23 protein-coding genes are annotated in these 26,650 nt (G+C 32.6%); 7 read left to right on the top strand and 16 right to left on the bottom strand.

Features of this window, described 5'->3' with window-relative positions; genetic code table 11:
- The first annotated feature begins 194 nt into the window (after positions 1-194).
- The 3 genes from sppA to BXU01_RS12665 all read left to right on the top strand — a co-directional run bounded on the left by sppA (position 195) and on the right by BXU01_RS12665 (position 5,712).
- Positions 195-1,952, top strand: a complete 1,758-nt coding sequence (sppA, locus tag BXU01_RS12675) for a signal peptide peptidase SppA (protein WP_083693542.1) — start codon at positions 195-197, stop codon at positions 1,950-1,952.
- A gap of 13 nt (positions 1,953-1,965) precedes the next feature.
- Positions 1,966-2,913 carry an alpha/beta hydrolase gene (locus tag BXU01_RS12670; RefSeq protein ID WP_083693541.1) on the top strand — a complete coding sequence of 316 codons (948 nt, stop codon included), beginning with the start codon at positions 1,966-1,968 and terminating at the stop codon, positions 2,911-2,913.
- Positions 2,914-3,087: 174 nt separating this feature from the next.
- Positions 3,088-5,712 (top strand): AsmA family protein, encoded by a 2,625-nt coding sequence (locus BXU01_RS12665; protein ID WP_083693540.1) that lies wholly within the window; start codon positions 3,088-3,090, stop codon positions 5,710-5,712.
- 37 nt (positions 5,713-5,749) lie between these two features.
- On the opposite strand, the gene BXU01_RS12660 is transcribed toward BXU01_RS12665, so the two are convergent.
- On the bottom strand, positions 5,750-6,829 hold the full coding sequence (locus BXU01_RS12660) for a glycosyltransferase family 9 protein (RefSeq protein ID WP_083693539.1): 1,080 nt from the start codon (positions 6,827-6,829) through the stop codon (positions 5,750-5,752).
- 257 nt (positions 6,830-7,086) lie between these two features.
- The gene (locus tag BXU01_RS12655) at positions 7,087-7,881 is read right to left on the bottom strand and encodes a DUF2797 domain-containing protein (protein WP_083693538.1); all 795 of its coding nucleotides are present in this window, start codon (positions 7,879-7,881) and stop codon (positions 7,087-7,089) included.
- 261 nt (positions 7,882-8,142) lie between these two features.
- On the opposite strand from BXU01_RS12655, the gene BXU01_RS12650 reads away from it, so the two are divergent.
- Both BXU01_RS12650 and BXU01_RS12645 read left to right on the top strand, forming a co-directional pair.
- Complete coding sequence (locus BXU01_RS12650; RefSeq protein WP_083693537.1) at positions 8,143-9,651, top strand: GH3 auxin-responsive promoter family protein; 1,509 nt, start codon at positions 8,143-8,145, stop codon at positions 9,649-9,651.
- Between the two features lie 31 nt (positions 9,652-9,682).
- Positions 9,683-10,117, top strand: coding sequence for a hypothetical protein (locus tag BXU01_RS12645; protein ID WP_083693536.1), 435 nt, complete (start codon positions 9,683-9,685; stop codon positions 10,115-10,117).
- 551 nt (positions 10,118-10,668) lie between these two features.
- On the opposite strand, the gene serB is transcribed toward BXU01_RS12645, so the two are convergent.
- The 6 genes from serB to BXU01_RS12615 form a co-directional block, all read right to left on the bottom strand.
- Entirely contained in the window at positions 10,669-11,898 is a 1,230-nt protein-coding gene (serB, locus tag BXU01_RS12640) for a phosphoserine phosphatase SerB (RefSeq protein ID WP_055095097.1), read from the bottom strand.
- A gap of 143 nt (positions 11,899-12,041) precedes the next feature.
- Positions 12,042-12,500 carry a VOC family protein gene (locus tag BXU01_RS12635; RefSeq protein WP_083693535.1) on the bottom strand — a complete coding sequence of 153 codons (459 nt, stop codon included), beginning with the start codon at positions 12,498-12,500 and terminating at the stop codon, positions 12,042-12,044.
- A gap of 71 nt (positions 12,501-12,571) precedes the next feature.
- A complete protein-coding gene (locus tag BXU01_RS12630) occupies positions 12,572-13,012 on the bottom strand; it encodes an SRPBCC domain-containing protein (RefSeq protein WP_083693534.1) in 441 nt (146 codons plus the stop codon).
- 2 nt (positions 13,013-13,014) lie between these two features.
- Positions 13,015-13,422, bottom strand: a complete 408-nt coding sequence (locus BXU01_RS12625; RefSeq protein ID WP_083693533.1) for a VOC family protein — start codon at positions 13,420-13,422, stop codon at positions 13,015-13,017.
- Positions 13,423-13,556: 134 nt separating this feature from the next.
- Positions 13,557-13,961: an SRPBCC family protein gene (locus BXU01_RS12620; protein WP_083693532.1), complete on the bottom strand. Its 405-nt coding sequence runs from the start codon at positions 13,959-13,961 to the stop codon at positions 13,557-13,559.
- A gap of 42 nt (positions 13,962-14,003) precedes the next feature.
- On the bottom strand, positions 14,004-14,408 hold the full coding sequence (locus BXU01_RS12615) for an SRPBCC domain-containing protein (RefSeq protein ID WP_083693531.1): 405 nt from the start codon (positions 14,406-14,408) through the stop codon (positions 14,004-14,006).
- Between the two features lie 169 nt (positions 14,409-14,577).
- Between BXU01_RS12615 and BXU01_RS12610 the strand changes: the two genes are divergently transcribed.
- Positions 14,578-15,543, top strand: coding sequence for a GlxA family transcriptional regulator (locus BXU01_RS12610; protein WP_083693530.1), 966 nt, complete (start codon positions 14,578-14,580; stop codon positions 15,541-15,543).
- A 163-nt stretch (positions 15,544-15,706) separates the two neighbouring features.
- Here BXU01_RS12610 and BXU01_RS12605 read toward each other — a convergent pair whose 3' ends face one another.
- The 6 genes from BXU01_RS12605 to BXU01_RS12580 form a co-directional block, all read right to left on the bottom strand.
- Entirely contained in the window at positions 15,707-16,375 is a 669-nt protein-coding gene (locus BXU01_RS12605; RefSeq protein WP_083693529.1) for a murein L,D-transpeptidase catalytic domain-containing protein, read from the bottom strand.
- A gap of 130 nt (positions 16,376-16,505) precedes the next feature.
- Positions 16,506-17,738: an ATP-dependent Clp protease ATP-binding subunit ClpX gene (clpX, locus tag BXU01_RS12600; RefSeq protein ID WP_055095105.1), complete on the bottom strand. Its 1,233-nt coding sequence runs from the start codon at positions 17,736-17,738 to the stop codon at positions 16,506-16,508.
- A 177-nt stretch (positions 17,739-17,915) separates the two neighbouring features.
- The gene (gene clpP / locus BXU01_RS12595) at positions 17,916-18,590 is read right to left on the bottom strand and encodes an ATP-dependent Clp endopeptidase proteolytic subunit ClpP (protein WP_055095106.1); all 675 of its coding nucleotides are present in this window, start codon (positions 18,588-18,590) and stop codon (positions 17,916-17,918) included.
- Positions 18,591-18,964: 374 nt separating this feature from the next.
- Positions 18,965-20,287 carry a trigger factor gene (locus BXU01_RS12590; RefSeq protein ID WP_083693528.1) on the bottom strand — a complete coding sequence of 441 codons (1,323 nt, stop codon included), beginning with the start codon at positions 20,285-20,287 and terminating at the stop codon, positions 18,965-18,967.
- Positions 20,288-20,401: 114 nt separating this feature from the next.
- Complete coding sequence (locus tag BXU01_RS12585; protein ID WP_083693527.1) at positions 20,402-20,749, bottom strand: phage holin family protein; 348 nt, start codon at positions 20,747-20,749, stop codon at positions 20,402-20,404.
- Between the two features lie 170 nt (positions 20,750-20,919).
- The gene (locus BXU01_RS12580; RefSeq protein WP_083693526.1) at positions 20,920-21,684 is read right to left on the bottom strand and encodes an alpha/beta fold hydrolase; all 765 of its coding nucleotides are present in this window, start codon (positions 21,682-21,684) and stop codon (positions 20,920-20,922) included.
- Between the two features lie 220 nt (positions 21,685-21,904).
- On the opposite strand from BXU01_RS12580, the gene BXU01_RS12575 reads away from it, so the two are divergent.
- Entirely contained in the window at positions 21,905-23,266 is a 1,362-nt protein-coding gene (locus BXU01_RS12575) for a hypothetical protein (RefSeq protein ID WP_083693525.1), read from the top strand.
- 39 nt (positions 23,267-23,305) lie between these two features.
- Here BXU01_RS12575 and BXU01_RS12570 read toward each other — a convergent pair whose 3' ends face one another.
- Positions 23,306-24,166, bottom strand: coding sequence for a DUF4249 domain-containing protein (locus tag BXU01_RS12570; RefSeq protein ID WP_083693524.1), 861 nt, complete (start codon positions 24,164-24,166; stop codon positions 23,306-23,308).
- 4 nt (positions 24,167-24,170) lie between these two features.
- The gene (locus tag BXU01_RS12565; protein WP_083693523.1) at positions 24,171-26,447 is read right to left on the bottom strand and encodes a TonB-dependent siderophore receptor; all 2,277 of its coding nucleotides are present in this window, start codon (positions 26,445-26,447) and stop codon (positions 24,171-24,173) included.
- Between the last annotated feature and the right edge of the window lie 203 nt (positions 26,448-26,650).

The raw sequence follows: 26,650 nt of genomic DNA, 5'->3' as shown, positions 1-26,650 counted from the left end.
GTTTCTGATTTTTTATTTCCTTTTACTGTTTAAAAAAACCTCGGATATCCTTCAAAATATCCTATCTTTAATTTAGAATTTAAAAATGTAAAAAGTACAAATATTTGGTCAAATCGTATATAATAAATAATTTGTTTTTAGAGTACATTTGTAACAAACCAATCTTTTTTGCTACTTATTAAAAAAATATACTTATGAAGTTTTTAGGAAATGTAATTGCCACAGTTGTCGGTATTTTTGTATTTATCATGTTCTTCTTTTTCGGAATAATTCTTATAGGAGCTATTTTTGGAGGAGATGACAAGGTTTCTGTCAAAAATGATTCGGTTATAGAATTAGACTTGAAACAAATTCAAAATGATTATGCCGGAAAATACAAAGATCCGTGGGTAACTGTTTTCTCAGAAAAAAAAGGCGTTGGCTTAACAGATGTAATCAATGCAATTGAAGCAGCAAAAAAAGATGATAATATTAAAGGAATTTCGATTCTTAATGATGAATCTTCTTTAGGCTTGGCTCAATATAAGGATTTGAGAAATGCACTTGAAAGTTTCAAAAAATCAGGAAAATTCGTTTGGGCGTATGCAAATACGTATTCTCAAAAAGAATATTATTTAAACTCTGTTGCCAATACGGTTTATATAAATCCTGCAGGTGATTTAGATTTTAAAGGACTTTCGTCTGAAGTAATGTTCTTTAAGGATTTTCAGGATAAATCAGGTATTCATATGGAAGTGATTCGTCATGGAAAATATAAAAGTGCAGTTGAACCATTTTTAGAAAATAAAATGAGCGATGCCAATAGAGAACAAGTAACTGCTCTTTTAAATTCGATCTGGACAACTGTTTCTACTGATATTTCAAAAAGCAGAAATATTCCTCTTGATAAATTAAACGAAATCGCGAACGGTTTATTGGCAAGAACTCCGGAAATGGCAAAAGCCCAACATCTGGTAGATATTATTGCTTATGAAGATGTTTACCATAATGCAATCAAAAAAGCTTTGAAAGTTACCGGCGATGATGATTATAACAAAATTTCGATTTTAGATTACACTCAAAATAATATTACAACTGCTTTAACGAATACAGCGACAGATCAAATTGCTATTATCTATGCGCAGGGCGAAATACAAAGTGGCGAAGGTGACGTTACCGTAATTGGTGAAGGTTCTATGCGCCGTTCTTTGCAGGAAGCCCGAAAAGACGAAGATGTAAAGGCAATTGTTCTTAGAATTGACAGTCCAGGCGGAAATGCTTTAACATCTGACTTGATTTGGAGAGAAATTGAAATCACCAAAAAAGTAAAACCTGTTATCGTTTCTATGGGAAATTATGCCGCTTCAGGAGGATATTATATTGCTTGTAATGCGAACAAAATTTTCGCAGAAAGTAACACAATTACAGGTTCTATTGGCGTTTTTGGCATCTTACCTAATTTTACTCCTTTAGCTAATAAACTAGGGATTAATACAGAACAGGTGAAAACACACGAAAACTCAGCTAATTATAGTCCGTTTGTGCCTGTTGACGAAAAGTTTAAAGCCTTTACTCTTGAAGGTGTAGAACATATTTACAACACTTTTGTAACGCATGTTGCCGAAGGCAGAAAAATGACTTTTGCACAAGTTGATGCTATTGCGCAAGGAAGAGTCTGGTCAGGATCTGAAGCTTTAAAAATTGGTTTGGTAGATAAAATTGGAGGTTTAAATGACGCTATTGCCGAAGCTGCAAAAATTGCCAAAGTAAAATCATACAGTACACAGAATTATCCTGAATACGAAAAAACATTCAACGATTTACTTTCTAATTTGCCTTTTGCACAATCGAAAGAAGCTTTTATAAAAGAAGAAATTGGCGAAGAGAATTATATGCTTATTGAGCAGGTAAAAAGACTTCAAAAACAAAAAGGAGTTCAGGCGATGCTTCCTTTTGGATTAAATATTAAATAATTCTATTCGCAAAATGAAAAAATTATTTGCTCTTATTGTCTTTTTATTTCTGAGTGTAATTCATGCTCAGGACAAAAGCGAAATTACTTTTAAAGAATCTCCTTTGATTTTAAAGATTAATATCGATCAGATTTTTGGTACATTGACTACTCCTGATTTAAAGACAAAATATCCGGTAGCTTTAATAATTTCAGGTTCAGGACCAACAGACAGAAACGGAAATAATGCAATGATGAAAAATAATTCGTTAAAAATGCTGGCAGAAGCATTGGCAAAAAACGGAATTGCATCTTTGCGATATGATAAAAGAGGAATTGGCGAAAGCAAAGCTTCAGCTGTTTCTGAGCAAACTCTGGTTTTTGAAAATTATACAGAAGATGCTAAAAGCTGGATTAATTTGTTGAAGCAAGACAAACGTTTTTCTGAAGTGATTGTTATTGGTCATAGTGAAGGTTCTTTGATAGGAATGATTGCCGGAGCAAAGGCAAACAAGTTTATTTCTATTGCAGGTCCCGGAGAATCTGCCGATAAATTGATAAAAGCACAAATAGCTGCCAAATCAAATAAACAATTAGAGGAAATGACTTTTCCTATTATTGATAGCCTGAAAAGCGGAAATACGGTAAACAAAGTCGATCCAATGCTTAATTCGCTTTTTCGGGCAAGTATTCAGCCATATTTGATTTCATGGTTTAAATACAATCCGCAAACAGAAATTAAGAAATTAAATGTTCCTATTTTGATTCTGCAAGGAAACAAGGATTTGCAAGTAACGGTAAAAGATGCAGAACTACTGGCGCAAGCCAATAAAAATGCAGCACTATTGATCGTAGAAAACATGAATCATATTATGAAAACTATCGAAGGTGATAATCAGGCCAATATCGAAAGTTATACAAATGAAACCTTGCCTATATCAGAAATCATGACTAAGAAGATTGTTTCTTTCATAAAAAAATAATCAAAATCATAAAACCATAAAAAATCCGTTTGAATATATATTCAGGCGGATTTTATTTTTTATTAAAATTTAAAATTATTCTTACATTTTACAAAAATTTTATCTTTGATCTCAATCAAAAAAAACTATTTTTGCAAGGAGTCAATTATAAATTAAATCCTCAAATCTATTTATATGTTAAAGAAAATTTTAAAAATTACAGCCATCGTTCTCGTGGTGATTGTAGCCGCATTATTTGCCATTCCGTATTTCTTTAAAGATCAAATAAAAGCTAAAATTGCAGATGCAATCAACGAAAGTGTTGATGCTAAGGTAAGTTTTGCTGATGCTGATTTAAGTTTGTTCAAAAACTTTCCGAATGCAACGGTTGGAATCGAAAAACTGGTAATCATTAACAAGGCACCTTTTGAAGGCGATACATTGGTTTCGCTAGGTGAACTGAATTTAAAAATGAGCATAAAAGAACTTTTTAAAGGTAAAGATGAACCTTTAAATATTCAGGGAATAAGTTCTACAAATGGTTTGATTAATATTATTTTTAATAAAGACGGTGTCGGAAACTTTGATATTGCTTTAAAAGATAAAAAAGAAACAAAAACAGACGAAGCAAGCAAACCGCTTTCTTTAAAAATTCAGAACTATAAAATCGAAAATTTCACTTTTAGATACATCGATCAGGGTTCAAAAATAAAAATGGTTATCGATAGTTTAAACCATGAAGGAACCGGAGATTTTACGAATTCTAAATTAGATCTAACAACGAAATCTACGGCTAACGTTTCTTTGGATATGGACAAAATCAATTACATGAAAAATGTAAAACTAACGCTGGACGCTGTTTTAGGAATTGATTTAGAAAAAAGCAAATATACTTTTAAAGAAAATAAAGCTTTAATCAACCAGTTGCCTTTAGAATTTGACGGTTTTATCCAGATGGTAGAAGCAGGTCAGATTTATGATTTAAAATTTAAAACGCCAACCTCATCATTTACTAATTTCTTAGGATTGATTCCTTCTGCTTATTCTTCAAGTTTAGAAGGTGTAAAAACAACTGGAGATTTTACTGTTGTTGGTTTTGCAAAAGGACAATTAACAGATACTACTGTTCCTAAATTTAATATTGCAATTGCGTCTAACAATGCTTCTTTTCAATATCCTAACTTACCAAAATCAGTTCAGAATATTGTAATCGATACGAAGATTATCAATGAAACAGGAATTTTAAACGATACTTACGTTAATTTAGACAAGTTATCCTTTAGAATCGATCAGGATGTTTTTAATGCTAAAGCAAATATTAAAAACATAACCGTGAATCCGTTTGTAGATGCAGCCTTAAAAGGAACTGTGAATTTAGCTAATCTTTCAAAAGCATATCCTATTAAAATAGACAAACCTCTTGCAGGTATTTTAAAAGCTGATGTAACGACTCAATTTGATATGGCATCTGTAGAAAAAAGCCAATATCAAAACATTAAAAATGCCGGAACGATGAGTCTGTCAGGATTTAAATATACGGATGAAAACAACAAATCAATGAACATTAGTACGGCTTTGGTTGAGTTTAACCCAAGCACTATTAATTTAAAGAAATTTGACGCTACAACCGGAAAAAGCGATTTAAGCATTAATGGGGTTTTAGAGAATTTTTACGGTTTCATGTTTAAGAAACAAGAACTAAGAGGAAACTTTAATATGAGCTCGAACCAATTGGCGGTTGATGATTTTATGACTGCCGGAGAACCTGCAAAAACCGGAACTGCAGCCGGAAAAGAAGGCGAAACTAAACCAACAACAGCAAAACTTGCTGAAGCCATGAAGATTCCTGCTTTTTTAAATTGTACCATAAATGCAAAAGCAACAACGGTTTTGTATGATAATTTAAAACTAAAAGATGTTTCAGGAAAATTGATTGTTAAAGATGAAAAAGCAACTTTAGAAAACTTTAAAACTTCGATTTTTGGAGGAACAATTGGCTTAACAGGAACAGTTTCTACAAAAGCAAAAGTTCCTACGTTTGATATGAATTTAGGTTTTAACCAGGTTGATATTTCGCAAACTTTTACGCAATTAGACATGATGAAAAAAATTGCGCCTATTGCAGGAATCATCAATGGAAAATTAAACTCTACCATCAAATTAAACGGAAACCTGGATGCAAATGAACTTACTCCGGATTTAAAATCTATTTCGGGAGATTTAATAGGTCAGTTGCTTTCTACAACTGTAAATACTAAAAATTCAACTGTTTTAAATGCATTGACTTCAAACCTTAAATTTATTGATATGAATAAGGTGAATTTAAATGATATTAAAGCTGCCCTGACTTTTGAAGACGGAAAAGTAAACGTAAAACCATTTGATATTAAATATCAGGACATTAAAGTTACTGTTGGCGGAACTCACGGTTTTGATCAAACAATGAATTACAACTTAAAATTAGATGTACCGGCAAAATATTTAGGAAGTGAAGCAAATGCTTTTATCGCAAAAATGTCTCCTGCTGATGCTGCAAAATTGCAAAACATTCCGATAAATGCACTTATTACAGGTAACTTTTCTAAACCAAAGGTTTCTACGGATATGAAAACTGCGGTTACGAGTTTAACCACTCAATTAGTAAATCAGCAAAAAGAAAAGCTAACTCAAAAAGGTACTTCTGCACTTACTGATTTAATCAATAAAAACACCAAAGCAAAAGATACTACTAAAGCTGCCGCAACTGAAAAAGAACAGAAAACTCAGGAAGCTACGAAAAAAGCCAGTGACTTAATCAATGGTTTATTCAAGAAGAAATAAAAAATACTCATAAAAANNTTTTTATGAGTATTTTTTATTAAATAGCGTCTGAGTAGCTATTTAATTTCCCGTTATTCAGGATTGAATTTATTGTTTTCAGATAATCTTGTTTGGTATATAAATTCACATCTACCGCAACACTACAATTATCATATGGTTCGTATTTTTTGATATTGGATACAGAAAATAAACCAATCGTTGGCGTTTGTACAGCACTTGCCAAATGCATAATACCACTGTCTGCACCAATAAATAAATCGGCGTTGGCAATCACAGAACCTATTTCGCGAATATCTTTGCTATAAAATGATGGTGCTTTAAATGCAATTTGTGAAACATTTTCTACTGGTAAAATTTCGATGATATTGTAATTTTTATATTCTTCTTTTAGTTTGGTATAAAAATTCCCCCACCATTCTTCTGACAGACATTTTTCTCCTGTTGCAAAAGTAAATATGCAGATTGTTCTTTTATCATTATGAAACAGCTCATTCAAAATTTTCTTTCCTTCGGCAATTTCAGAAGATGATAATTTGAGATCTAAAGGTGGTATAATTTTATTACTTTTAGGAAATCTGAGTTTGGTTAAGTAATGTCGAAAGTTATATACCGGATATTTGGCGATATGTTCGTAATCATTTTTTACAAGTTGAGTTTCTTCATTCGAATCTCCGTAAAATTTATACTTGGCATTAGAAAACTGGACTGCCAAACGTCCTGAAGAAGAATTTTGATCTACATTGATCGCAATATCATAATTTTGTCTTTTTATCGAAATCCAGACATTCATATATTTCAATAAACTTTTAAAAGGCTTTTTTGGCAAGTCGATTATCTTATCGATATTTTTGTAGTTCTCAAAAATAATTGGTGATAATGTTCCCTTAACAAACAAATCGACTTTACAATTTGGAAATATTTCCGTGACTTCCTGGACGAGAGGTGTTATCAATAATAAATTCCCTAATCTTCCATTTGGTCTGCAGATCAAGATTCTTTTTATATCTTTTTTATCAACTAAAATGATATCTTCCTGTGATCTTGCTTTACCAATATTCTTAGTAAGGTTGCGCATTAAGCTACGCCTGAAATTATTTATTTTTGCTACAACACTCATCTTATAAAATAGATTACGAATTATTAAATCTGCATTTTGACCTTAGAAAAATCAAGAATTCAACTAGCTTAAAACTAGTATCTTTTTTTTTCTAAAAGTAAATTCTTTCAATAAGCTATTATTACAAAATTGTAAGGAAATGTATCAACATTCACATATTCAGCTAATTGAAAGAGATTTAAAACTACAAAAACTATAATACAAATAATTATATATTAGACCGTTAGCCCAATACTGTAGACGGTTGGGTGATAAAACTAGACGTTTATAGTGACAACATAGCCTTCTGAACTACGAACATTGAAAACCGTTCCGTTTTCAAAAATTAAATACTGACCTTTAATTCCCGTTAATTTTCCCTGAAAAGATGGTGTTTTATCGAGATTTAAACTGGCAACTTTAGCAGGATAATGGAGAACCGGATAATTTAACTGGTACACATCATTTTTTTGAGAATAGAAATACTCTTTTGCTTCATCAGGAATTAAACTTTCTACTTTTACTTTCTCTGCCAGAAGATCAAAGCTTTCCCCTGTATTTTGAAGCATCTTTCTCCAGTTTGTTTTATCTGTATAATGTTCTTTTAAAGCGACCTCTGTAATACCGGCTAGATATCGATTAGGCACCTCAACCACTGCAATAGCCTGCGTTGCGCCCTGATCGATCCAACGGGTTGGAACCTGGGTCTTACGTGTTACGCCAACTTTTACTTCACTTGCCAAAGCCAAATAAACAACATGAGGCTGGAGTTGCACTTTTTGTTCGTATTCAAGATCACGGTCTGCAATCCCTAAATGGGCTGTACTTAATTCCGGTCTCATAATCCAGTCACCAACGGCCGGACTGGAATAAAAACAATCATAGCAAAATCCCTGACGAAATATTTTTTTCTTTTTATGACAATTCAAACATTCGTAACCTGCAAAATTAATCTCAATCTCTTTATCCAAAAGTTGGTTCATATTCAGAAAACTATCCTCGAAAACCAGATAATATTGAATTGGGATTCCCATTTCAGTTTGCATTTTTGTAAGTACACCTTGATATGTCATAAGAATTTTAGATTGTAGATTTCAGATATTAGATTTCTCCGTATTGTGAACTTTTATTTGTTAAAATTCCAATTACCTATTGGAATCTTTACTTTTATAGAACTGTTTTTTTACAAAAAAACACTATTTTTGATACAACGGCAAAGTTAGTATTTGTCGATCGATATTCAAATTTTATATTTTTTGATTTTCGCATTAAAAGAAAAAATCTAAAATCTAAAACCTCCCGATAGTTATCGGGACTAAAATCTAAATTGACTCATGCCCTTATCAATAATAAATTCGTTTGCTTCCTGGGTTCTGAAACAAAGGATACATCAAATAGAACTTTTTCTAAAATATCCCAACGAAGTTCAGGAAGAACTGCTGCACAATTTATTAACAGCATCAGAGAATACAGTTATAGGCAAACAATATGATTTTGAGTCTATAAAGTCATATACAACTTTTGCTGAAAGGGTTCCTATAGCAACTTATGAAGAATTACAACCTTTAATAGAACGTACGCGTCAGGGTGAACAGGGCGTTTTTTGGGAAACTCCTATAAAATGGTTTGCCAAGTCAAGCGGAACTACTAATGCAAAAAGTAAATTTATTCCGGTAAGTACCGAAGCTTTAGAAGATTGCCACTATAAAGGAAGCAAAGATTTGCTTTGTTTGTATTTGAACAATAATGAAGATTCTGAATTGTTTTTGGGGAAAAGTCTCCGTTTAGGCGGCAGTTCTCAGATTTATGAAAACAACAATACTTTCTTTGGGGATTTATCTGCTATTTTGATTGAAAACATGCCTATATGGGCTGAATTCAGCAGCACACCAAGCAGCAAAACATCCTTAATGAGTGAGTGGGAAGCTAAAATTGCTGCCATTATAAACGAAACCAAAAATGAAAATGTAACCAGTTTTGCAGGAGTACCATCCTGGATGTTGGTTTTAATGAATAAGGTTTTAGAAAATACAGGTAAAGAAAGCTTGCTGGAAATCTGGCCCAATCTGGAAGTTTACTTTCACGGAGGCGTGAGTTTTTCTCCTTATAAAGAACAATATAAAAACATCTTACCTAGTAAAGATTTTAAATATTACGAAATATACAATGCTTCTGAAGGCTTCTTTGCAATTCAGGATTTAAATAATTCGAGCGATTTACTACTAATGCTGGATTATGGTATTTTTTACGAATTTATATCGATGGATACTTTTGGAACTCCAAATCAAAAAGTAATTCGTCTGGCTGATGTCGAACTCAATAAAAACTACGCTATTGTTATTACGACCAATTCTGGTTTATGGCGTTATTTAATTGGCGATACGGTTCGTTTCACCTCTTTAAACCCATATCGAATTCGTGTTACAGGCAGAACCAAACATCATATTAATGTTTTTGGCGAAGAGCTAATGGTCGAAAATACAGATCAGGCGATTGCCAAAGCATGTCAGGTTACGCAAACTGAAGTTATCGATTATACGGTTGCTCCTATTTTTATGCAGGACAAAGAAAAAGGCGCTCATGAATGGATGATCGAATTCAAGAAAAAACCAGCTGATGTGGGTCTTTTCCAGAAAGTTCTGGATGAAACCTTGCAGACTTTAAACTCTGATTACGAAGCCAAACGCCATAACAATATGACGCTGAATCCTCTAGTGATTAATGTAGCACGTAAAAACTTATTCTATGATTGGCTAAAGGAACGTGATAAACTTGGCGGACAACATAAGATTCCGAGACTTTCGAACCAAAGAGATTATTTGGAGCAATTGAAGGAGATGTAGGGATTTAAAATAGTCAATTATAAAATAATAAATGAATAAAATTGTTCTTATAATCATTCCATTCTTTTTTTCATGCAATCTAAGAAACACTCCAAAGTGCAGTGACGAAAACGTAAAAAAAATAACATTAAATATTTTAAAAGAAGAACTAAGATATCCTTTGATTTTAAAATATTCAAATTCTAATTTTGAATTAGATCATGTTGAATCTGCAGATGCTTCTCCAAATGATTATTCTTTCTCGAATGAGCAAAGAAAAATAGCTGAAAAATATGCAACTAACATTCTTGATAATTTAAAATTATCAAACATTATAACGTTGAAAAAACAAAATAACATTAAAAAATGTGACTGTGAGTCCCATATTAATGTTGAATATTTAAACAATCTAAAAATTAAATATACTGCTCAATTAACCGATGAAAATGAAACATTTATAAAACTAATAAGCATTAAGCAAGAATAGTTCTTTACATAATCTCATTAGCACTAAAAAAAACAATCACATTTGAATAGACACAAGCTTTAGCGGTATAAATAGATCTGCACGCGGCTTTAGTCAAAAATTCTACATTGTTCAATATTTTGGCTAAGATCTTGATTCATTTCTATTAATTTTCTCCAGCTAAAACTGGAGGCAATTAAAAATAAAACTGCTTGTAAAAAACTAGAGTTTCAATAATATGTGAATTTTATTAAATCGCATGAGGGATAGAAGTGGAAATCCTTTTGTGCCGGGGTTCGGCACAAAAGATTGAAACGGATAGCCCGACCCGGAGGGGACATGCCATTATTATGACTCCAAGGTTCTGAGATTCTAAGTTACTAAGGTTTATTTCTACGAAATGTAAAAGCACGCGGATCATACGGATTCGCTTTGCGAAAACGCAGATTTACACAGATTTTTTTCTTGTTTGTCAGACTGAGCGATCCCGAGGATTCGGGAGAAGCCCCTTTTTCAATACAAAAGTTCTACAACAAAAGCCCTTCTCCCGAAACTTCGGGAGAAGCCCTTTTCTACATCATATCAATATATCTGTCGTGATATCCTAATAAGTATAAAACTCCGTCAAGGCCTAAACTTGAGATTGAGGTTGCGGCATTTTCTTTAACTTTTGGTTTTGCGTGAAAGGCGATTCCCAGACCGGCTAAGTTTAGCATTGGTAAATCGTTTGCTCCGTCACCAACTGCAATAGTTTGGTTGATGTGGATTCCTTCTTTTTCGGCAATCGCTTTTAGGTATTCGGCTTTCTTTTGACCGTCTACGATTTCTCCTAAATATTTACCGGTTAACTTACCGTCTTTAATCTCTAACTGATTGGCGTGAACGTAATCAATTCCCAATTCTTTTTGCAGATATTCTCCAAAATAAGTGAAACCTCCAGATAAAATAGCCGTTTTATAACCGTAATATTTTAGGGCTTTCATCAAACGATGTGCTCCTTTTGTGATTGGTAAATTGATGGCAACATTTTGCAAAACATCTTCGCTCAAACCTTCTAATAACGCCATACGTTGTTTGAAGCTTTCGTTGAAATCTATTTCTCCATTCATCGCCGATTCTGTAATGGCACGAACTTGCTCTCCTACTCCGTTTAGCTCTGCCAGTTCGTCGATAACTTCTGTTTGAATTAAAGTAGAATCCATATCGAAGCAAACCAAACGACGGTTTCGTCTGTAAATATTATCTTCCTGAAATGAAATATCGACATTCAGGGTTCTGGAAATCTCCATGAAACTTGCGGTCATAATGATCTTATTTACAATCTCGCCAGTAACGGACAGTTGTATACAAGATCGTGGATATTCTTCTTTTTCGACGATAGAAGTCCTGCCTGTTAATCGAATTATAGAATCGATGTTCAGGTTTTGATCTGACATTATTTTAGTCACTGCTGCTAATTGTGAAGCTGCCAGTTTCTCTCCTAAAATATTAATTATATAACGTTGTTTTGATTGTGATTTTACCCAGGTTTCGTAATCTTCTACAGAAATTGGGATAAATTTTACCTTAACACCCAATTCGTAAGCTTTAAACAATAAGTCTTTCAAAACAGGTCCTGAACTTGAGCCGGCTTCGATTTCGAATAAAATTCCCAAAGAAAGCGTGTCATGAATATCAGCCTGACCAATATCTAAAATATTGGCATCATAAGTAGCCAATACGGCTGTTAATCCTGCTGTTACTCCTATTTTATCATGCCCAGAAACTTTTAATAAAATAATCTCTTTACCTTCTATTGCCATTTTACGTTGATTTTAAGAAGCGACAAAAATCGGCAATCTATTGTTGATAAAAAAGGATATTGTTTGTTTTTTTGAAAAGAAAAAGCACATATGAATGTGCTTTTTGAATTAATTTAACAAATATGTTCAGGTATTAAAATAACCTAACTATTATATTCCTTATGTGCTTCTGATTCATCAAAATTCACCATCCAGCTTACATCAAATTTATCTTTGAACATTCCGAAATAAGCGCCCCAGAAAGTCTTATTCATAGGCATATAAATTGTTCCGTTTGCAGAAAGTCCGTTAAAAATTCTATCTGCTTCTGCTGTACTTTCGACATTGATTGATACGGAAAAGTTTCCTCCCAAAACAACGTCTCCGGATTGTTCATTACTGTCACTTCCCATTAAAATAGTTTTGCCAATTGGCAGCGAAACATGCATTATTCTATTTGCATCTTTTTCAGATACTTCGGGACAGCTGCCATTTTCATCTGCAGGCATGTCTTTAAATCTTCCGATATACGGAAATTCTCCTCCAAAAACTGATTTGTAAAACAGAAATGCTTCTTCGCAATTTCCGTTGAATATTAAATAAGGGTTTACTGATGTTGCCATGATATTTTGTTTTTGTTTTTATCTATCCTCTTTCTTCTATTCTCTTTACTCTTTCTTCTATTCTCTTTAAACTATTTATTTTCAGAAAGTTCTTTTACTATCTCCAGCCCTTTTGGAAAAGTATCCTTAAAATAATCAATAAACTTTTCGACTACATCAACCTGAACTACAAGATCTGTAAACTCATCATCAGGAGTTAATCGATAGATTTCCATTGCACCGCTCCATTTTTCTGTTTCCGGATCTATAGGCAGTTCTTTAAAATCTTTAATTTCTCCCAAATGTTTAAAAGCCATATATTCATTTGGGATTTTTTTTTCGATTATGCTATTCATTCCTCCACCATTAGGTCCCAGAAAGTGTATTTTTCCTCCTTCAGTCCAATCACTTATTGCATATGATCCTTCATAAAAAACTCCTGCCCATTTTCTGTAGCTTTCATCATTCCATAAAACTGACCAGACTTTTTCTGCTGGTGCTTTGATTCTGATTTTAAATTCTAAAGTTTCCATAATTATGATAATTTACTAAAATCCATAAATAAGACATTCCATCTATGGCCGTCTAAATCAGCAAAACCAAAGCCATACATCCAGCCTTGACTTTCTGCCGGAGGAGCAAAAACTTTTCCACCGGCTTCTTCGACTTTCTTTGCTAATTCATCAACTTCTGAAGCGCTTTCGGCATCAATTGAAATCAGAACTTCTGAGCTTGATTGCGTATCCGTTAGTTTGTTTTGAGAGAAACCGGTAAATAGTGATTCTTCAAAAAGCATTACAACAAAATGTGATTCACCAACCACCATGCATGTCGAACTTGGTGTATCATGTTGTTCATTAAAAGAAAAACCAATTTTCCAGAAAAAATCTTTAGCTTTTGCCACATCCTTAACAGGCAAATTCAACCATATTTGTTTTGTCATAGTTTTTTGTTTTTTTTTATTTTAAACCATATAAGTTATATAAGATAATTTAAGAAGTGCCTTTTGCAGCTAAGACTAAGTTTTCATAACCTTTGCTACTTTGAGCCTTTGAACCTTTGAACCTCTGGAAAAAACTAATTCTGCTCTACATAACTTTTAAAGTTATCCAGGATCGCATTCCATCCGCCTTGTTGCATTTCTTCAGAATTTTGAGTTTCCGGGTCAAAACTTTGTACAATTTCTACTCCGTCTGGTGTTTCTGAAAATGTAATTTCAACCTTTCTTCCATCTTCCAATATATATTCAATTGCTTTATTTTTTTCGACTAAAGTATATTCACCTCCAAAATCAAAACTCATACTGCCATCTTTTGCAGCCATAGTCGATTTAAATTTTCCACCTTCTCTTAAATCATTTTCAGCATAAGGCGTATGCCATTCTGCCGAAGCAAAACTCCAGTTTTTGATATGTTCCGGTTCTGTCCAAAATTCCCAAACTTTATCTATTGATGCATTAATTGTATTTTGTATTGTTATCATAGTATTTTCTTTATTAAATTATTTTATAGTTTTTATAAATTCTTAAACGCCTTCTACATATTTTTTAAAATTATCAATAACCGTTTGACACCATAGTTTCTGCATACTTTCAGAATCTTCTTTTGTAGGTTCAAAAGTTTCTGTAATTTTTACTGTATTTTCATCTTTTTCAAAACTTACCCTTCCTATTCTGTTATCAGTGAGTTTATATACTATTAAAGATAAGTTCTCTACTTTAGTATATTCTCCTTCAAAATCAAAACTCAGGCTTCCATCTTTTTTAGCCATTTTATAGTTGAATTTTCCTCCGGCTTTCAGATCATTTTCTACATCCTGAGTATACCAATCTTCTGGAGCAATATTCCAGTTTTTGATATGTTCCGGCAATGTCCAGTAATCCCAAACTTTATCTATTGATGCATGAATCGTATTATGTACTGTTATCATTGTTTATTTATTAAAATTTAGCATGCTTATTTATAAAATTACAAATTATTTATAGCAAATTTAAAATTTTACCATTTCTTTTAAGATACATTAAAAGTCAACTTTAGGGTCATTTAAGACAAAATAATTATTTTTGTGTTTAAGTTAACTTTCCAAAAACCAAATAATTATGAGCAAAAAAGTAGGTTTAATTGTGCCCCACGACTACAAATTATTAAGTATAGCAGCCATTTTAGAAGTGTTTGAAACAGCTAATAACCTTTCAAAAGAAAGTGAAAAACCTTTTAATATTATGATTTTTCAATCAACTGAACAGATCAATCAGGAATTATTATTTGGCTATAAAATTAATGCGATTGAAGATTCTAATGCCATTTTAGATCTTATTTTGATTCCTGCTTTTACAACTGATAATATGGGAGAAATGATCAAAAAGAATAAAAATTTTATTCCGTGGCTAAAAAAACAGCATCAATCCGGAGCAGAATTGGCTAGTTTTTGTACGGGAGCTTTTTTGTTTGCGGCGTCAGGATTGTTAAACGAAAAACTAGCTACAACTCATGTTGATGCCTGTAGTGCTTTTACAAAAGCTTTTCCGTTAGTAAAATTAAAAGCCGAAGAAACTTTAACTGCTGACGGCAGTTTATATACGAGTGGAGGATCTACCTCAACGTTTCATTTATTGATTTTACTGGTTCAGAAATATTGCGGAAACGAAATTGCCGTTCAGATTGCCAAGATTTTCTCCATTGATTTAAACCGATATAAGCAAAGTTACTTTAGTACTTTCAGGCCAAATCATTTACACAATGATACTTTGGTTGCAATGCTTCAGCAAAAAATCGAAAGTCAATATCATACGATCGAAAAACTAGAAGAAATCACCAAAGATATCCCAACAAGTGCCAGAAACATGACACGAAGATTTAAACAAGTTACAGGAATTCCGCCAATTGAATACCTGCAAAATATAAGGGTTGAGAGTTCTAAGAAATATCTGGAACAGACTCAGCTTTCTATTTCTGAGATTATCGAAAAAACAGGTTATAATGATCCTAAGGCTTTTAGAAAAGTATTTTTTAAAATGGTTGGGATGAAACCAATTGAATATCGGGAGAAGTTTAGAGTGCAGTAATTTTTTTAAGGAGCTGATGTTTTTATTTTAAAAACACCTCTTGTCCTGCTCTTCACTATATCTTTTGCTGTGAACTCCACAGCAAAAGGATATGGTTTCGATCAGGGCTAGACGAGAAATTTCTATTTTTATAAGAAAATCAGGTTTGGGGTTTAAACTAAATTTACGACTTAATAATCCACATTAGTACTTTTTTATTTTCTTTGAGAAGTTTGTCAATTTCCTTCATGCTTTCATTAGATACTGCAGGACAACCCCAGCCTTCCGGAGTTCCCTGAGGATAAACTTCGTGACTCGAAATGGCTTCCCAGGAATGCAAAACTATTGCCCGACTTCTGGCGTGTGAATTTGTTTTATCTTTTCCCTGTAAAACATAATTTACTTTTATTCCCCATTGGCTTACACCGCGATCCAAAATAATAAATTTACCTATCGAGGAACAATGCGAATCGAATTCATTGCTTATTGGTGCATTCTCTTTTGACATCGTTGCGCCCCAGCTATTATCGCCACAACCATGACTTACTATGTAGGATTGTACTACTTTGTTTTTTTTAAAGTCATAAACAAAGAATCTCTTTAAACCGGAATGAATCCCTAAATCTATTAAGAAAAACTGATCTTGGTTTAGATTATTACGTTTGCAATATTGCTGCGCTTCTTTGTAATAAGCATTATAATCTATGTCTTTTATTTCGTTACGAGGCTTTTTATCAGAGGCATTTTCTATTGTTTTTTCAGCGTTAAAAACACTTGCTTCCCTAAGCTCTTTTTTGTTGTTCTTACAGGACAACACCAGCACAAAACTTATAATAAAGAATACTTTTTTCATAATGCCAATTTACATAAAAACAGAAACAGAAAGAGTGCAAAAAAAGTATAAAAAAACCTGTTCAAATAAATGAACAGGTTTATATTATTCTTCTTCAAAGCTTTAAGCTTAGACGAGATTATTTTTATATTTAAGAAGCAATTTCCATTCTCTTCAATAAATTTTTATTCAAAGTATGTTTTGCGTAATCTTTATCGATTGTCAACACTTTATCGTCTGAACTTGGTAATTCGTACATCGCATCTGTTAAGATTGCTTCGCATAAAGAACGTAATCCACGAGCTCCTAATTTATATTCTAAAGCTTTATCAACAATAAAATCTAATGCTTCATCTGTAATATTAAATTCAACATCATCCATCATGAATAATTTTTGATATTGTTTGATTAACGCATTTTTAGGTTGTGTTAAAATCGCACGTAAAGTTTCTCTGTCAAGAGGATCCATATGCGTTAAAACCGGCAAACGACCAATAATCTCAGGAATCAATCCAAAGTCTTTGATGTCTTTTGGAATGATATATTGCAATAAATTGTCTTTGTCTATATTATCTACATTTTTAGAAGTAGAATATCCAACTGCCTGACGGTTTAAACGTTTAGAAATAATACGTTCTACTCCATCAAAAGCTCCTCCTGCAATAAACAGGATGTTTTGAGTATTTACCTCAACAAATTTCTGGTCCGGATGTTTACGTCCTCCTTTTGGTGGTACGTTTACAACTGTTCCTTCTAATAATTTCAATAATGCTTGTTGCACTCCTTCACCAGAAACGTCACGTGTTATAGATGGATTATCGCTCTTACGGGCAATTTTATCAATTTCATCTATAAATACGATTCCTCTTTCGGCTTTTGTTACATCGTAATCAGCGGCTTGCAGCAAACGTGTTAAAATACTTTCAACATCTTCTCCTACATAACCTGCTTCTGTAAGTACGGTTGCATCTACGATCGCCAAAGGAACATCTAACATTTTTGCGATAGTTTTTGCTACCAATGTTTTTCCGGTTCCGGTTTGACCAACCATGATGATGTTACTTTTCTCAATCTCTACTTCGTCGTCTAATTGCTGTTGCATTAAACGTTTGTAGTGATTGTAAACCGCAACTGACATTACTTTTTTAGTTTGATCCTGACCAATAACATATTGATCTAAGAACGCTCTGATTTCTTTTGGTTTCTTTAAAATTAAATCACCAACCAGTTTTGCACTTCCGCTTGATTTTAATTCTTCTATTACAATTCCGTGCGCTTGTTCAATACACTTATCACAGATATGTGCATTAATACCTGCAATCAATAAATTGGTTTCTGGCTTCTTTCTTCCACAAAACGAACATTCTAATACTACTTTAGCCATTCTTTTTTAGTTACATAAGTCGCAAAGTTACTAAGTTTCTGAGATTTATTACTAAAACATCAAAAACTTAGTAACCTATTAACTTTTATTTTTTGTTTCAAGTTTAAAAAAATGTTTCAGGTTTCAGGTTTAAAGTTAACATCAGCAAACTTGAAACCTGAAACTTTAAACAAAATTTTAGCTTCTTCTCAATACTTCATCAATCATTCCGTACTCTTTAGCTTCATCGGCTTTCATCCAGTAATCACGCTCACTGTCTTTGTGTACTTTATCAAAAGTTTGTCCTGAATGTTGAGAGATGATATGGTATAATTCATCTTTTAGTTTCAACATTTCGCGTAAGTTGATTTCCATGTCAGTTGCAACTCCTTGTGCTCCTCCTGATGGCTGGTGAATCATTACTCTTGAATGTGGTAAAGCTGAACGTTTTCCTGCCGCTCCTGCACATAATAAAACAGCGCCCATTGAGGCTGCCATACCGGTACAAATTGTCGCTACATCTGGTTTGATATATTGCATTGTATCGTAAATTCCTAATCCTGCGTAAACGCTTCCTCCAGGAGAATTAAGATAAATTTGAATATCTTTTGAAGCATCAGCACTTTCTAAAAATAATAACTGAGCCTGAACGATATTAGCGATTTGATCGTCGATACCTGTTCCTAAAAAGATGATTCTGTCCATCATTAATCTTGAAAAAACGTCTAATTGAGAAATATTCAACTGGCGTTCTTCAATAATATATGGAGTCATGTTTGTTGGGTTCATTGCTGCTACGATTTTGTCGTAGTACATAGCGTTTACTCCTTGGTGCTTTGTAGCAAATTTTTTGAATTCTTTACCGTAGTTCATATTTTAAGTGTTCTAAGTTTTACGTAATATCTGTATTTATTCTTCCATCAAAGGTTGTACCTCTTTCTAAAGAATGTCAATTTGTCTTAGTTTTTTGTTTCAGGTTTAATTTTGTTTCAGGTTTCAAGTTTTCGAACTTGTTTCTTAGATAGCCCAGATAGTAGTTAAAAGCTTTTTGAAATGGCAACTATTTTTTGTTGGTAAGAAAAAGCGACCAGCGGAAGCTCTTTTTTTACCTTACAAAAAAAGGCAGCCGTAAAAAAACTTGTAACGGATAGCTGGATTAGCTTCTGAAAAGTAATCAAAAATAAATTAAAACAAAAGAGCGTCAGGAAAAAACTTCCTGACGCTCAAAATACTTATTGTTTTAGAAATTATTCTCCGTAAGACGCAGCAATAAATTCTTCGTAAGTTACTTCTTTAGTTGTAGGATTTGCTTTTTCTTTGAAAACCTCTAACAATTTTTCTGCCACAACTTGCTCAGAAAGTCTTTTTACTTCTTCCTGGTTAGATAAAACTCTAGCCACGATTCCTTGTACTTCTTCGTCAGTTGGGTTTGTTTGTCCAAATTGAGCCATTTGTTGTTTGATAGCGTTTGTTGTAAATGCTTTCAGGTCATCAAATGTAATTTGGATATTGCTTTGAGCCATTGCTTTTCCTTCGATTAATTGAAAACGTAATCCTTTTTCAGATCTTGCGTATTCAACTTCAGCTTCTTCTGCAGAAAGTTTTTTCTCTCCTACAGTTTGTAGCCATTTTTTAAGGAATTCAGCTGGTAAATCAAATTTTGTACTTTCGATCAAGAAATCCTGAACGTCTAACAATAATTTTTGATCTGCTTGTTGCGCGAATTGAGCTTCAGCATCTTCTTTGATTTTAGCTTTTAAATCTTCTAGAGAAGCTACTTTACCTTCACCAAAAAGTTTATCAAAAAGCTCTTGGTTTAATTCAGCCAATTCTGCTCCGTTGATAGCTTCGATAGTAAAGTTTACTTCGATATCTAAACCGTGAACATCATCATGACCTACTTTTAAGTAATCCATTAATTGGTGATCATCAGCAAATAAACCTTTTGTGCTTACTGCAACAACATCACCAACTTTTTTACCGATGAATTTATCAGCAGCAGCTTTGTTGAAAGTAGATACAGCAATTGTAGTTGTATTGTTGATTCCATTTTCTTCGTTTGAAAAAGTTCCGGTTAAATCTGAATCAGCTTCAACTTTATCCTGAGGAATTGCTTTTCCGAATTGTTTTTGGATACGTTCTACTTGTCCGTCGATTAATTTATCATCAGCAGTAACGATATATTTTACGATATTGTTTTTAGCTTCTAAGTCAATTTCGAAATTTGGCACTAAACCAATTTCGTATTCGAAAGTTAATTCTTCTGCATCCCAATCAAAGTTTTCGTTTTCTTTAGCAAGAGGAGTTCCTAAAAGATTTAATCTTTCAGATTGAACAAAACGCTCTAAAGCCAAATCAACTACTTTTTTAACTTCTTCTTGCTTGATTGCTTTTCCGTATTGTTTTTCAACAAGGTCTTTAGGAACTTGTCCTTTTCTAAAACCTTTTACGGTAGCCAATGGCATTTTTTCGTTTATTCTTTTTGCTACCTGACCTTTATAATCCATGTGAACAACGTTTAATACAATCGTTTCATTCACAGCATCTGTTGCTACTCTTTTAATATCCATCGTCTTCTTTAATTTACATAATAAAATTGGGTTGCAAAATTATAAAATTTTTGCAACCCAACCAAGTTTTTAATCTATTGTATTTGAAGCCGTTTTAAACATGCTTTCTACATTTTATTTTTTATCGTCTCCAAGTATTTTGTAAGTAATAGATTGAAGCAGAGACAATATAATACTAAAGAACAATGCTGTCCAGAATGAATCGACTGCAAAACCTCCAACAATATTAGTACACAACAAAATAATTATCGCATTAATTACCAGTAAAAACAAACCTAAAGTAATAAAGGTAACCGGTAATGTCAGGATAACTAATATAGGTTTTATAAAAAGATTTAATAATCCTAAAACGATTGCTACAATTACAGCAGTAGCAAAACTGGCAACATGAACACCTGGCAAAAGGTTAGCTATTAACAAAACCAAAGCTGCGGTAACAAGAAGTCTGAGTAAAAATTTCATATCTTTTTTTATTTAAAAGTTTTAATAAAAGTAATGATTTTTATATTGATCAGCTATTTGAATCCTTTTTTTTGCCACAGATTAAAAGGATTAGAAAGATTTTTTTCTAATTATGAAATTCTAATCTGTGAGAATCCTTTAATCTGTGGCTATAAAAAATTGACCTTCAATTACTCTTTTAAAAATTCAGTCGTTAATTCAAAAAACAATTTAGGATTTTCTGCATGAAGCCAATGTCCTGCATTTGGAATCGTTTCGAAGGTAACATTTGGAAATTGTTGACGAATCGCATCAAAATCGGCATCCTGAATATATCCTGAATTGCCGCCGCGAATAAATAAGGTAGGTTTATCAAAAACCAAATCACTATCTAAAGCTTTTCCAATGGCATCGAGATTATTATTAAAAGCTTCCAGATTAAATCTGAATGCTAATTGTCCCGGTTCTTTCCAATATAAGTTCTTTAACAAAAACTGACGCGTTCCAAAATCAGGAACATATTTTGATAACGTTTCCTCGACATCATTTCGGCTTGGTTTTATAAAAAAATCTATTGCATTTAATCCTGCCAAAATATCCTGATGATGTTGTTTGTAAAATCTGGGACCAATATCAGCAACAATTAGTTTGTCTACAATTTCAGGATGTGTAGTTGCAAAAAGCATCGCTACTTTTCCTCCCATCGAATGCCCCAAAATATCTACTCTTGTTAATTGATTTGCCTGACAATATTCGAAAACATCCTGCACCATTGCTTCATAAGTCCACTCATCTGAATGAAAACTACGCCCGTGATTTCTTAAATCTAAAATATGAACCTGAAATCCGGCTTCTACATATTGTCCTGCCAGGGTTTTCCAGTTATCAGACATTCCTAAAAATCCGTGCATGATGATGAAAGGTTTTCCTTCACCTTCTATTTTTGAGTATAACATTTATATTTTGGTTTTAAAAACTGAACACAAATGTAAAACTTATCTATGAATCTGACATGCAATAAGTTCTCCCGGATTTTATTTTAATTTTATTTTATTAGAAAAAAGTTTACAGTTTTACGGCTTCCCGTAAAAAAAGAACAAATACAAATACTAACTTGCGCCCTTGAAAATGAAGTCTTAAAAGCTTGATTTAATCCATTAATTAAAAACTTTCACCATGATCAAAAAATTACTTTTACTTTCTGTAGTTCTTTCTCAGTTTGCTATTTCCTGCTCAAGCGATGACAGCACGGACCCTACAACAGATCCTGTAACAGAAGAACCTACAAAAGACAAAACTCTTGCTGAGCAAATTGCAGAGATCGTTAAACAACCATATTCTAAATTAACTCCGGCAGAACAAAAAATAAAATTAGAAGCTGAAGCAAATGATATGTTGGTTCAGTTAGACAAATCTAAAAGCTCAAGCGCTATTGAAGCATTAGAAAACTTAAGCAGATTATTAGATATTTATCAAATTGATATCTTTAGCGGAAAAAATGACAATAATGTAGAAGACATTTTAAATATCTCTGGTGTTTATGGTGTATATACATGGAATAATACTGCAAAAAAATGGGACAAAACAGCTTCGACTACAGAATTAAAATTTGTTTTCCCTGCTAAAAAATCTCAAACAGCAAACAATGCAGTTCTTACTTCAAAAGGAGTTTCATCTGATGTAAAAGTTAAATATTATGATGGCTACAACGGAAACGAAAGTGTATATGATAATATTTTTTTACCAAGTTCATCAGATGCTGCTTTAACTGTTGATAATGCACAAGTAGCAACATTTACTCAAACTGCTAAATATTCTTCTAAAAACCAATCTCCGGATGAGTTTGCTTATAAAATGACTTTAAGCGATGGATATACTTGGGAAATGAACGGTAAAAAAGGTACTGAAAACATTTCAAAAGCACTTTTTACTTATAACGGAAAAACTTTACTTGATTTTAATTCAGGAAGTTCAGCTAATATTGATGCTCTTATCGATAATGACGATCTTGTTCAATACAGAGGTAAAGCAAATGGATTAATTAAATTAATGGACAATTTTATTATTGTTGCTGACATGAATTTAGAAACTGAAGGTGCTGATAAAATAGCTTTAGAAAAAAGCCTTGTACGTCCTACTTACCCAGATTCAAACAATCCTAAATCGAATTACAAAGAATATTACACGGCATTAAATGCATACGAGAAAAAATATTCTGAAGGTTCTGCTGCTAATTTTAATAAAAACTTAAAATTAATCTTAGTTTCTAAAAAAGACGGAACTAAAATTGCTGATCTTGTTCAGCATTCAGAAAAATCAGGTAATGATTATGTTTTTAATTTACCGGTTTGGAATGCTCAATATTCTTATTGGTCAAACAATGGTACTGGTGAATCATTTTCACAACCTTACCTTGAAGAAGTATTATACTTAAAATTCAACGATAATACAGAAGTTTCTTTTAGCACTTATTTCTCTAGTGGATTCGAAAAATTCGAAGCTAAGTTTGAAGATTTCATCAACGCTTTTGAAAAATAATAGCTTTTAAACATAAATTTAAAGCCGATTTGAAATGTTTCAAATCGGCTTTATTTTTTCCGGTGTTTTTACAATAAAAATACTTTGACCATATCCTGCCCAAATCCCAATTCCGCCGTTTATATTTGATTTTAAGCTTGTATTTGCCGGATAAATAGGGTTTCTACTGTTTACAATTTCATTTTGCCAGCTGTTCCAGAAATCTAACGCATCTTTATTTTGAGTTCTTAATTTTACAAAAATCAAATCTCCATCAGTAAAATAAGGCGTAAATTTAGTTTTAGGAAAAAGCAAAACACCTCTGTTTATTTGTATCGACATTGCTGATGCAGTGAAATTTTTATCATCTAAATTTCCATAAAATGCAGGAACAAAAATAGGTTCTTCGCCATCGATTTTTGTGGCAATCTGATAATAGTTTTTTTCATTTACAGGATCATCAAATTTCACAAAAACATATCCCGTTGTGTCTGACGGATTCTTTTTTATATACTCCGCATTAGTAATCTTTACTGATTTGGGGATTGTTGTTACAGCCTGAACTACCCGATTTAAATATTCTATTTTAATAGAATACTCTTTTCCGGCCTCTCCTATTAATGTAGTACCATAATATACAAATGGCGGCACTCGGTTTTTATCGTTTCTGACTCTTAAAACTTCAGAGTTTAATCCGTCAGAAACCGTAATTTTTGCAGATCTTATCACATGATTCAAAACGTTTGTTGAATCAATTACATCTGTAACCGGAATACTGCTCGACAATAAAACCTGTGCATAATCACCTTCTTCAATCCAGCCTTCGACTACAATTTTAGACTCAGTACTTTGCTCACTAAAATCATCTTTAGAACAGCTTACAGCGATTAACGTAAAAAGGAACAGTATATATTTTTTCATCTTTTTAAAATTTAAATCTCCAGCTTATCGAAGGTAATATTCGATACAACACCTTTTTTTCCTGTTTTACAATTACACTGCTTTTATCTTCGTTCACCTTAACATTCAATACTACGTAAATTGGGTTATCAATATTAAAAGTATTGTAAACTGAAAAATTCAAAGCACTTTCTTTTTTATTTGTTTTTAGGAAAAAATAATTAACAGAGAAATCTGTCCGGATATAATTTGGCATTTGTGCATTATTATATCCTGAATATTCCTTAACCGGATTGTTATTGATAAAATACCACGAAGTTGGCATTGTAAAACGATTTCCTGAACTAAATATCTGTGTAACACCAAAATTCCATTTTGGATTTAAATCATACATCCCAACTACTGAAAGATTATGGCGCCTGTCGTATTTAGCAAAATATGTATTTCCGTTATTCAGTTCATCAAAATTTCGATCAGACCAACTCAGGGTATAACTTAACCAACCGGTAAATTTTCCGTTGTTTTTTCGCAACATCATTTCAAATCCGTATGCTTTTCCTTTCCCAACAAGCAAATCATTTTTAAGTGTTGTAACCTCATTAAATTGCGTTATTCCATAAGGATATTCCAGTAAATTTTTCATCAAACGGTAGAATCCTCCAAAGGAAGAAGAAATATTTTTTGAAATATTCTGATTTGAACCAATAGAAAATTCATCTGAAGATTGCGGTTTTATGCCATCTGAACTTGCAATCCAAAAATCAGTCGGAATACCTACACTTGAAGTTGTTATCAAACTCAAATATTGATACTGTTTATTATAAGATCCGTAAAAAGAGTACTTCTCGTTTGCTATATAATTCAGTAAAACACGAGGCTGAAAATGCAAATAAGAATCATTAGAACCAGAAGTATAATAATTAATCCGGAGTCCTAATTCGGCATTTAAATGATCGGTTAATTTTGGCTTAACTGTCGTAAAAATCGCAAATTCATCAGCATTGATTGTATTATTTTGAGTCGTATTATTATCTGTGAGATTTTCGATATTAACTTTTTGTGGCTGTAAATCATGATGTACATATTGAACTCCTGATTCAACCGGAACATTTTTTATCCAATATCGAAAGGCATTATTAAAACCAAAATCTTTTACATATGAAGAAACCCCAAACTCAATTGTTGCTTGTTCCATATTCAGCTCATTAGAATATCTACTAAAATATACCGCATTCGACATATTAAATTTAGGCGAAAATGTAGTGATCAAACTTGGTGAAGCCGTAAAATTACTCCACTTCAGACTCGTTTTTAAAGCCAGATTATTATCCTTGATTTTTAGTTCGTCGCCACTTATAAATGCATCAACAGAGAATAGATTGTTTTTTGAAAGTTGCGAAATGAACGTTATGTTCCCATCAGAGAAACCATATTTCATATTTTGAACATCATTGTTTTTAGAACCGGAATGCAATAATGGCGCTACAATTTCATCGATATAAGTTTTTCGACCTGAGATATAAAAGCCGGATTTTTGATTAACAGGAACAGCTAAAGTAATTTGCGAGGCTAAAATGCCAACATTTCCCTGAATACCAAGTTCAGAAGGTATTTTTTTGTTGGGAATTAGAAGTGTTGTTGAACTTAAACGTCCGCCATATTTTGAATTTGAACTTGATTTATCAAACTCAACTTCCTTAATATGATCTGTATTATAGAAAGGAAAAATGCCCAGCAAATGCGACATTCCGTATACAGGAGTTCCGTCGTATAAAATGGCATTGTGCCCCGGATCTCCACCTCTAACATATAAATATCCGTTTGCATCTCCAGAATTCTGAACTCCCGGAGTCAGCTGCAAAAGTTTTATGATATCTGTAGTTCCCAAAACAGTTGGAACTGATGATAGTTCTTTTAAATTAAAAGATAATTTACCTCCTGACAAATTTGTAATGCCTCTTTTTTTATCATTGGCAATTAAAACTTCTTTTAATACTGAAATATCTTTTTCTAATACAATTGAAATTAAAGTGTCTTTTAGAAAATTAAAATGGATGGATTTTTTGAGATAACCCAATTGAGAAAGAGCAATCTCAACTTCTCCTAAAGGTATGTTTTCCTTAAAATTGCCAAGAGTATCTGTTATTGCGTAATAATGCTGATTATTCACCTCTAAAGAAATGCTTGCGCCAATAAGGCTTTCGTTTTCAGAAGATTTTACATTTCCAATTATAGTTGCTTTAGATTGTGCAAATACATTGGATAAACTGAGTAAAAAAAAGAGAATTATAGTTTTTTGCACTTGAATTTAATAAGAAAAGTGCGAAAGTAAACAATTATAAGCCAATTCTCAGGTGATGTAAATATTTATTTTGTGGTTGAAACTTGTAATCTGAAAAGATTATTGCGACTAGAATGCCGCATGAGGGATAGTAGTGAAAATCCTTCTATTTTTTCTTTAAAAATAGAAGATTGTAACGAATAGCCCGACCCGCTCCCGAGGCT

Origin of the sequence: [Flexibacter] sp. ATCC 35103 (genome assembly GCF_001975985.1) — a bacterium.
Lineage (GTDB): Bacteria > Bacteroidota > Bacteroidia > Flavobacteriales > Flavobacteriaceae > Flavobacterium.
This window is presented reverse-complemented; position numbering and strand designations above follow the sequence as displayed.

Coding starts and splice junctions, on each gene's coding strand:
- BXU01_RS12665 (WP_083693540.1), top strand. CDS start 3,088: ATGTTAAAGAAAATTTTAAAAATTACAGCCATCGTTCTCGTGGTGATT.
- BXU01_RS12590 (WP_083693528.1), bottom strand. CDS start 20,287: ATGGATATTAAAAGAGTAGCAACAGATGCTGTGAATGAAACGATTGTA.
- BXU01_RS12610 (WP_083693530.1), top strand. CDS start 14,578: ATGAGCAAAAAAGTAGGTTTAATTGTGCCCCACGACTACAAATTATTA.
- BXU01_RS12580 (WP_083693526.1), bottom strand. CDS start 21,684: ATGTTATACTCAAAAATAGAAGGTGAAGGAAAACCTTTCATCATCATG.
- BXU01_RS12570 (WP_083693524.1), bottom strand. CDS start 24,166: ATGAAAAAATATATACTGTTCCTTTTTACGTTAATCGCTGTAAGCTGT.
- serB (WP_055095097.1), bottom strand. CDS start 11,898: ATGGCAATAGAAGGTAAAGAGATTATTTTATTAAAAGTTTCTGGGCAT.
- clpX (WP_055095105.1), bottom strand. CDS start 17,738: ATGGCTAAAGTAGTATTAGAATGTTCGTTTTGTGGAAGAAAGAAGCCA.
- BXU01_RS12645 (WP_083693536.1), top strand. CDS start 9,683: ATGAATAAAATTGTTCTTATAATCATTCCATTCTTTTTTTCATGCAAT.
- BXU01_RS12650 (WP_083693537.1), top strand. CDS start 8,143: ATGCCCTTATCAATAATAAATTCGTTTGCTTCCTGGGTTCTGAAACAA.
- BXU01_RS12630 (WP_083693534.1), bottom strand. CDS start 13,012: ATGGAAACTTTAGAATTTAAAATCAGAATCAAAGCACCAGCAGAAAAA.
- BXU01_RS12670 (WP_083693541.1), top strand. CDS start 1,966: ATGAAAAAATTATTTGCTCTTATTGTCTTTTTATTTCTGAGTGTAATT.
- BXU01_RS12655 (WP_083693538.1), bottom strand. CDS start 7,881: ATGACATATCAAGGTGTACTTACAAAAATGCAAACTGAAATGGGAATC.
- clpP (WP_055095106.1), bottom strand. CDS start 18,590: ATGAACTACGGTAAAGAATTCAAAAAATTTGCTACAAAGCACCAAGGA.
- BXU01_RS12605 (WP_083693529.1), bottom strand. CDS start 16,375: ATGAAAAAAGTATTCTTTATTATAAGTTTTGTGCTGGTGTTGTCCTGT.
- BXU01_RS12620 (WP_083693532.1), bottom strand. CDS start 13,961: ATGATAACAATACAAAATACAATTAATGCATCAATAGATAAAGTTTGG.
- sppA (WP_083693542.1), top strand. CDS start 195: ATGAAGTTTTTAGGAAATGTAATTGCCACAGTTGTCGGTATTTTTGTA.
- BXU01_RS12575 (WP_083693525.1), top strand. CDS start 21,905: ATGATCAAAAAATTACTTTTACTTTCTGTAGTTCTTTCTCAGTTTGCT.
- BXU01_RS12615 (WP_083693531.1), bottom strand. CDS start 14,408: ATGATAACAGTACATAATACGATTCATGCATCAATAGATAAAGTTTGG.
- BXU01_RS12625 (WP_083693533.1), bottom strand. CDS start 13,422: ATGACAAAACAAATATGGTTGAATTTGCCTGTTAAGGATGTGGCAAAA.
- BXU01_RS12660 (WP_083693539.1), bottom strand. CDS start 6,829: ATGAGTGTTGTAGCAAAAATAAATAATTTCAGGCGTAGCTTAATGCGC.
- BXU01_RS12585 (WP_083693527.1), bottom strand. CDS start 20,749: ATGAAATTTTTACTCAGACTTCTTGTTACCGCAGCTTTGGTTTTGTTA.
- BXU01_RS12635 (WP_083693535.1), bottom strand. CDS start 12,500: ATGGCAACATCAGTAAACCCTTATTTAATATTCAACGGAAATTGCGAA.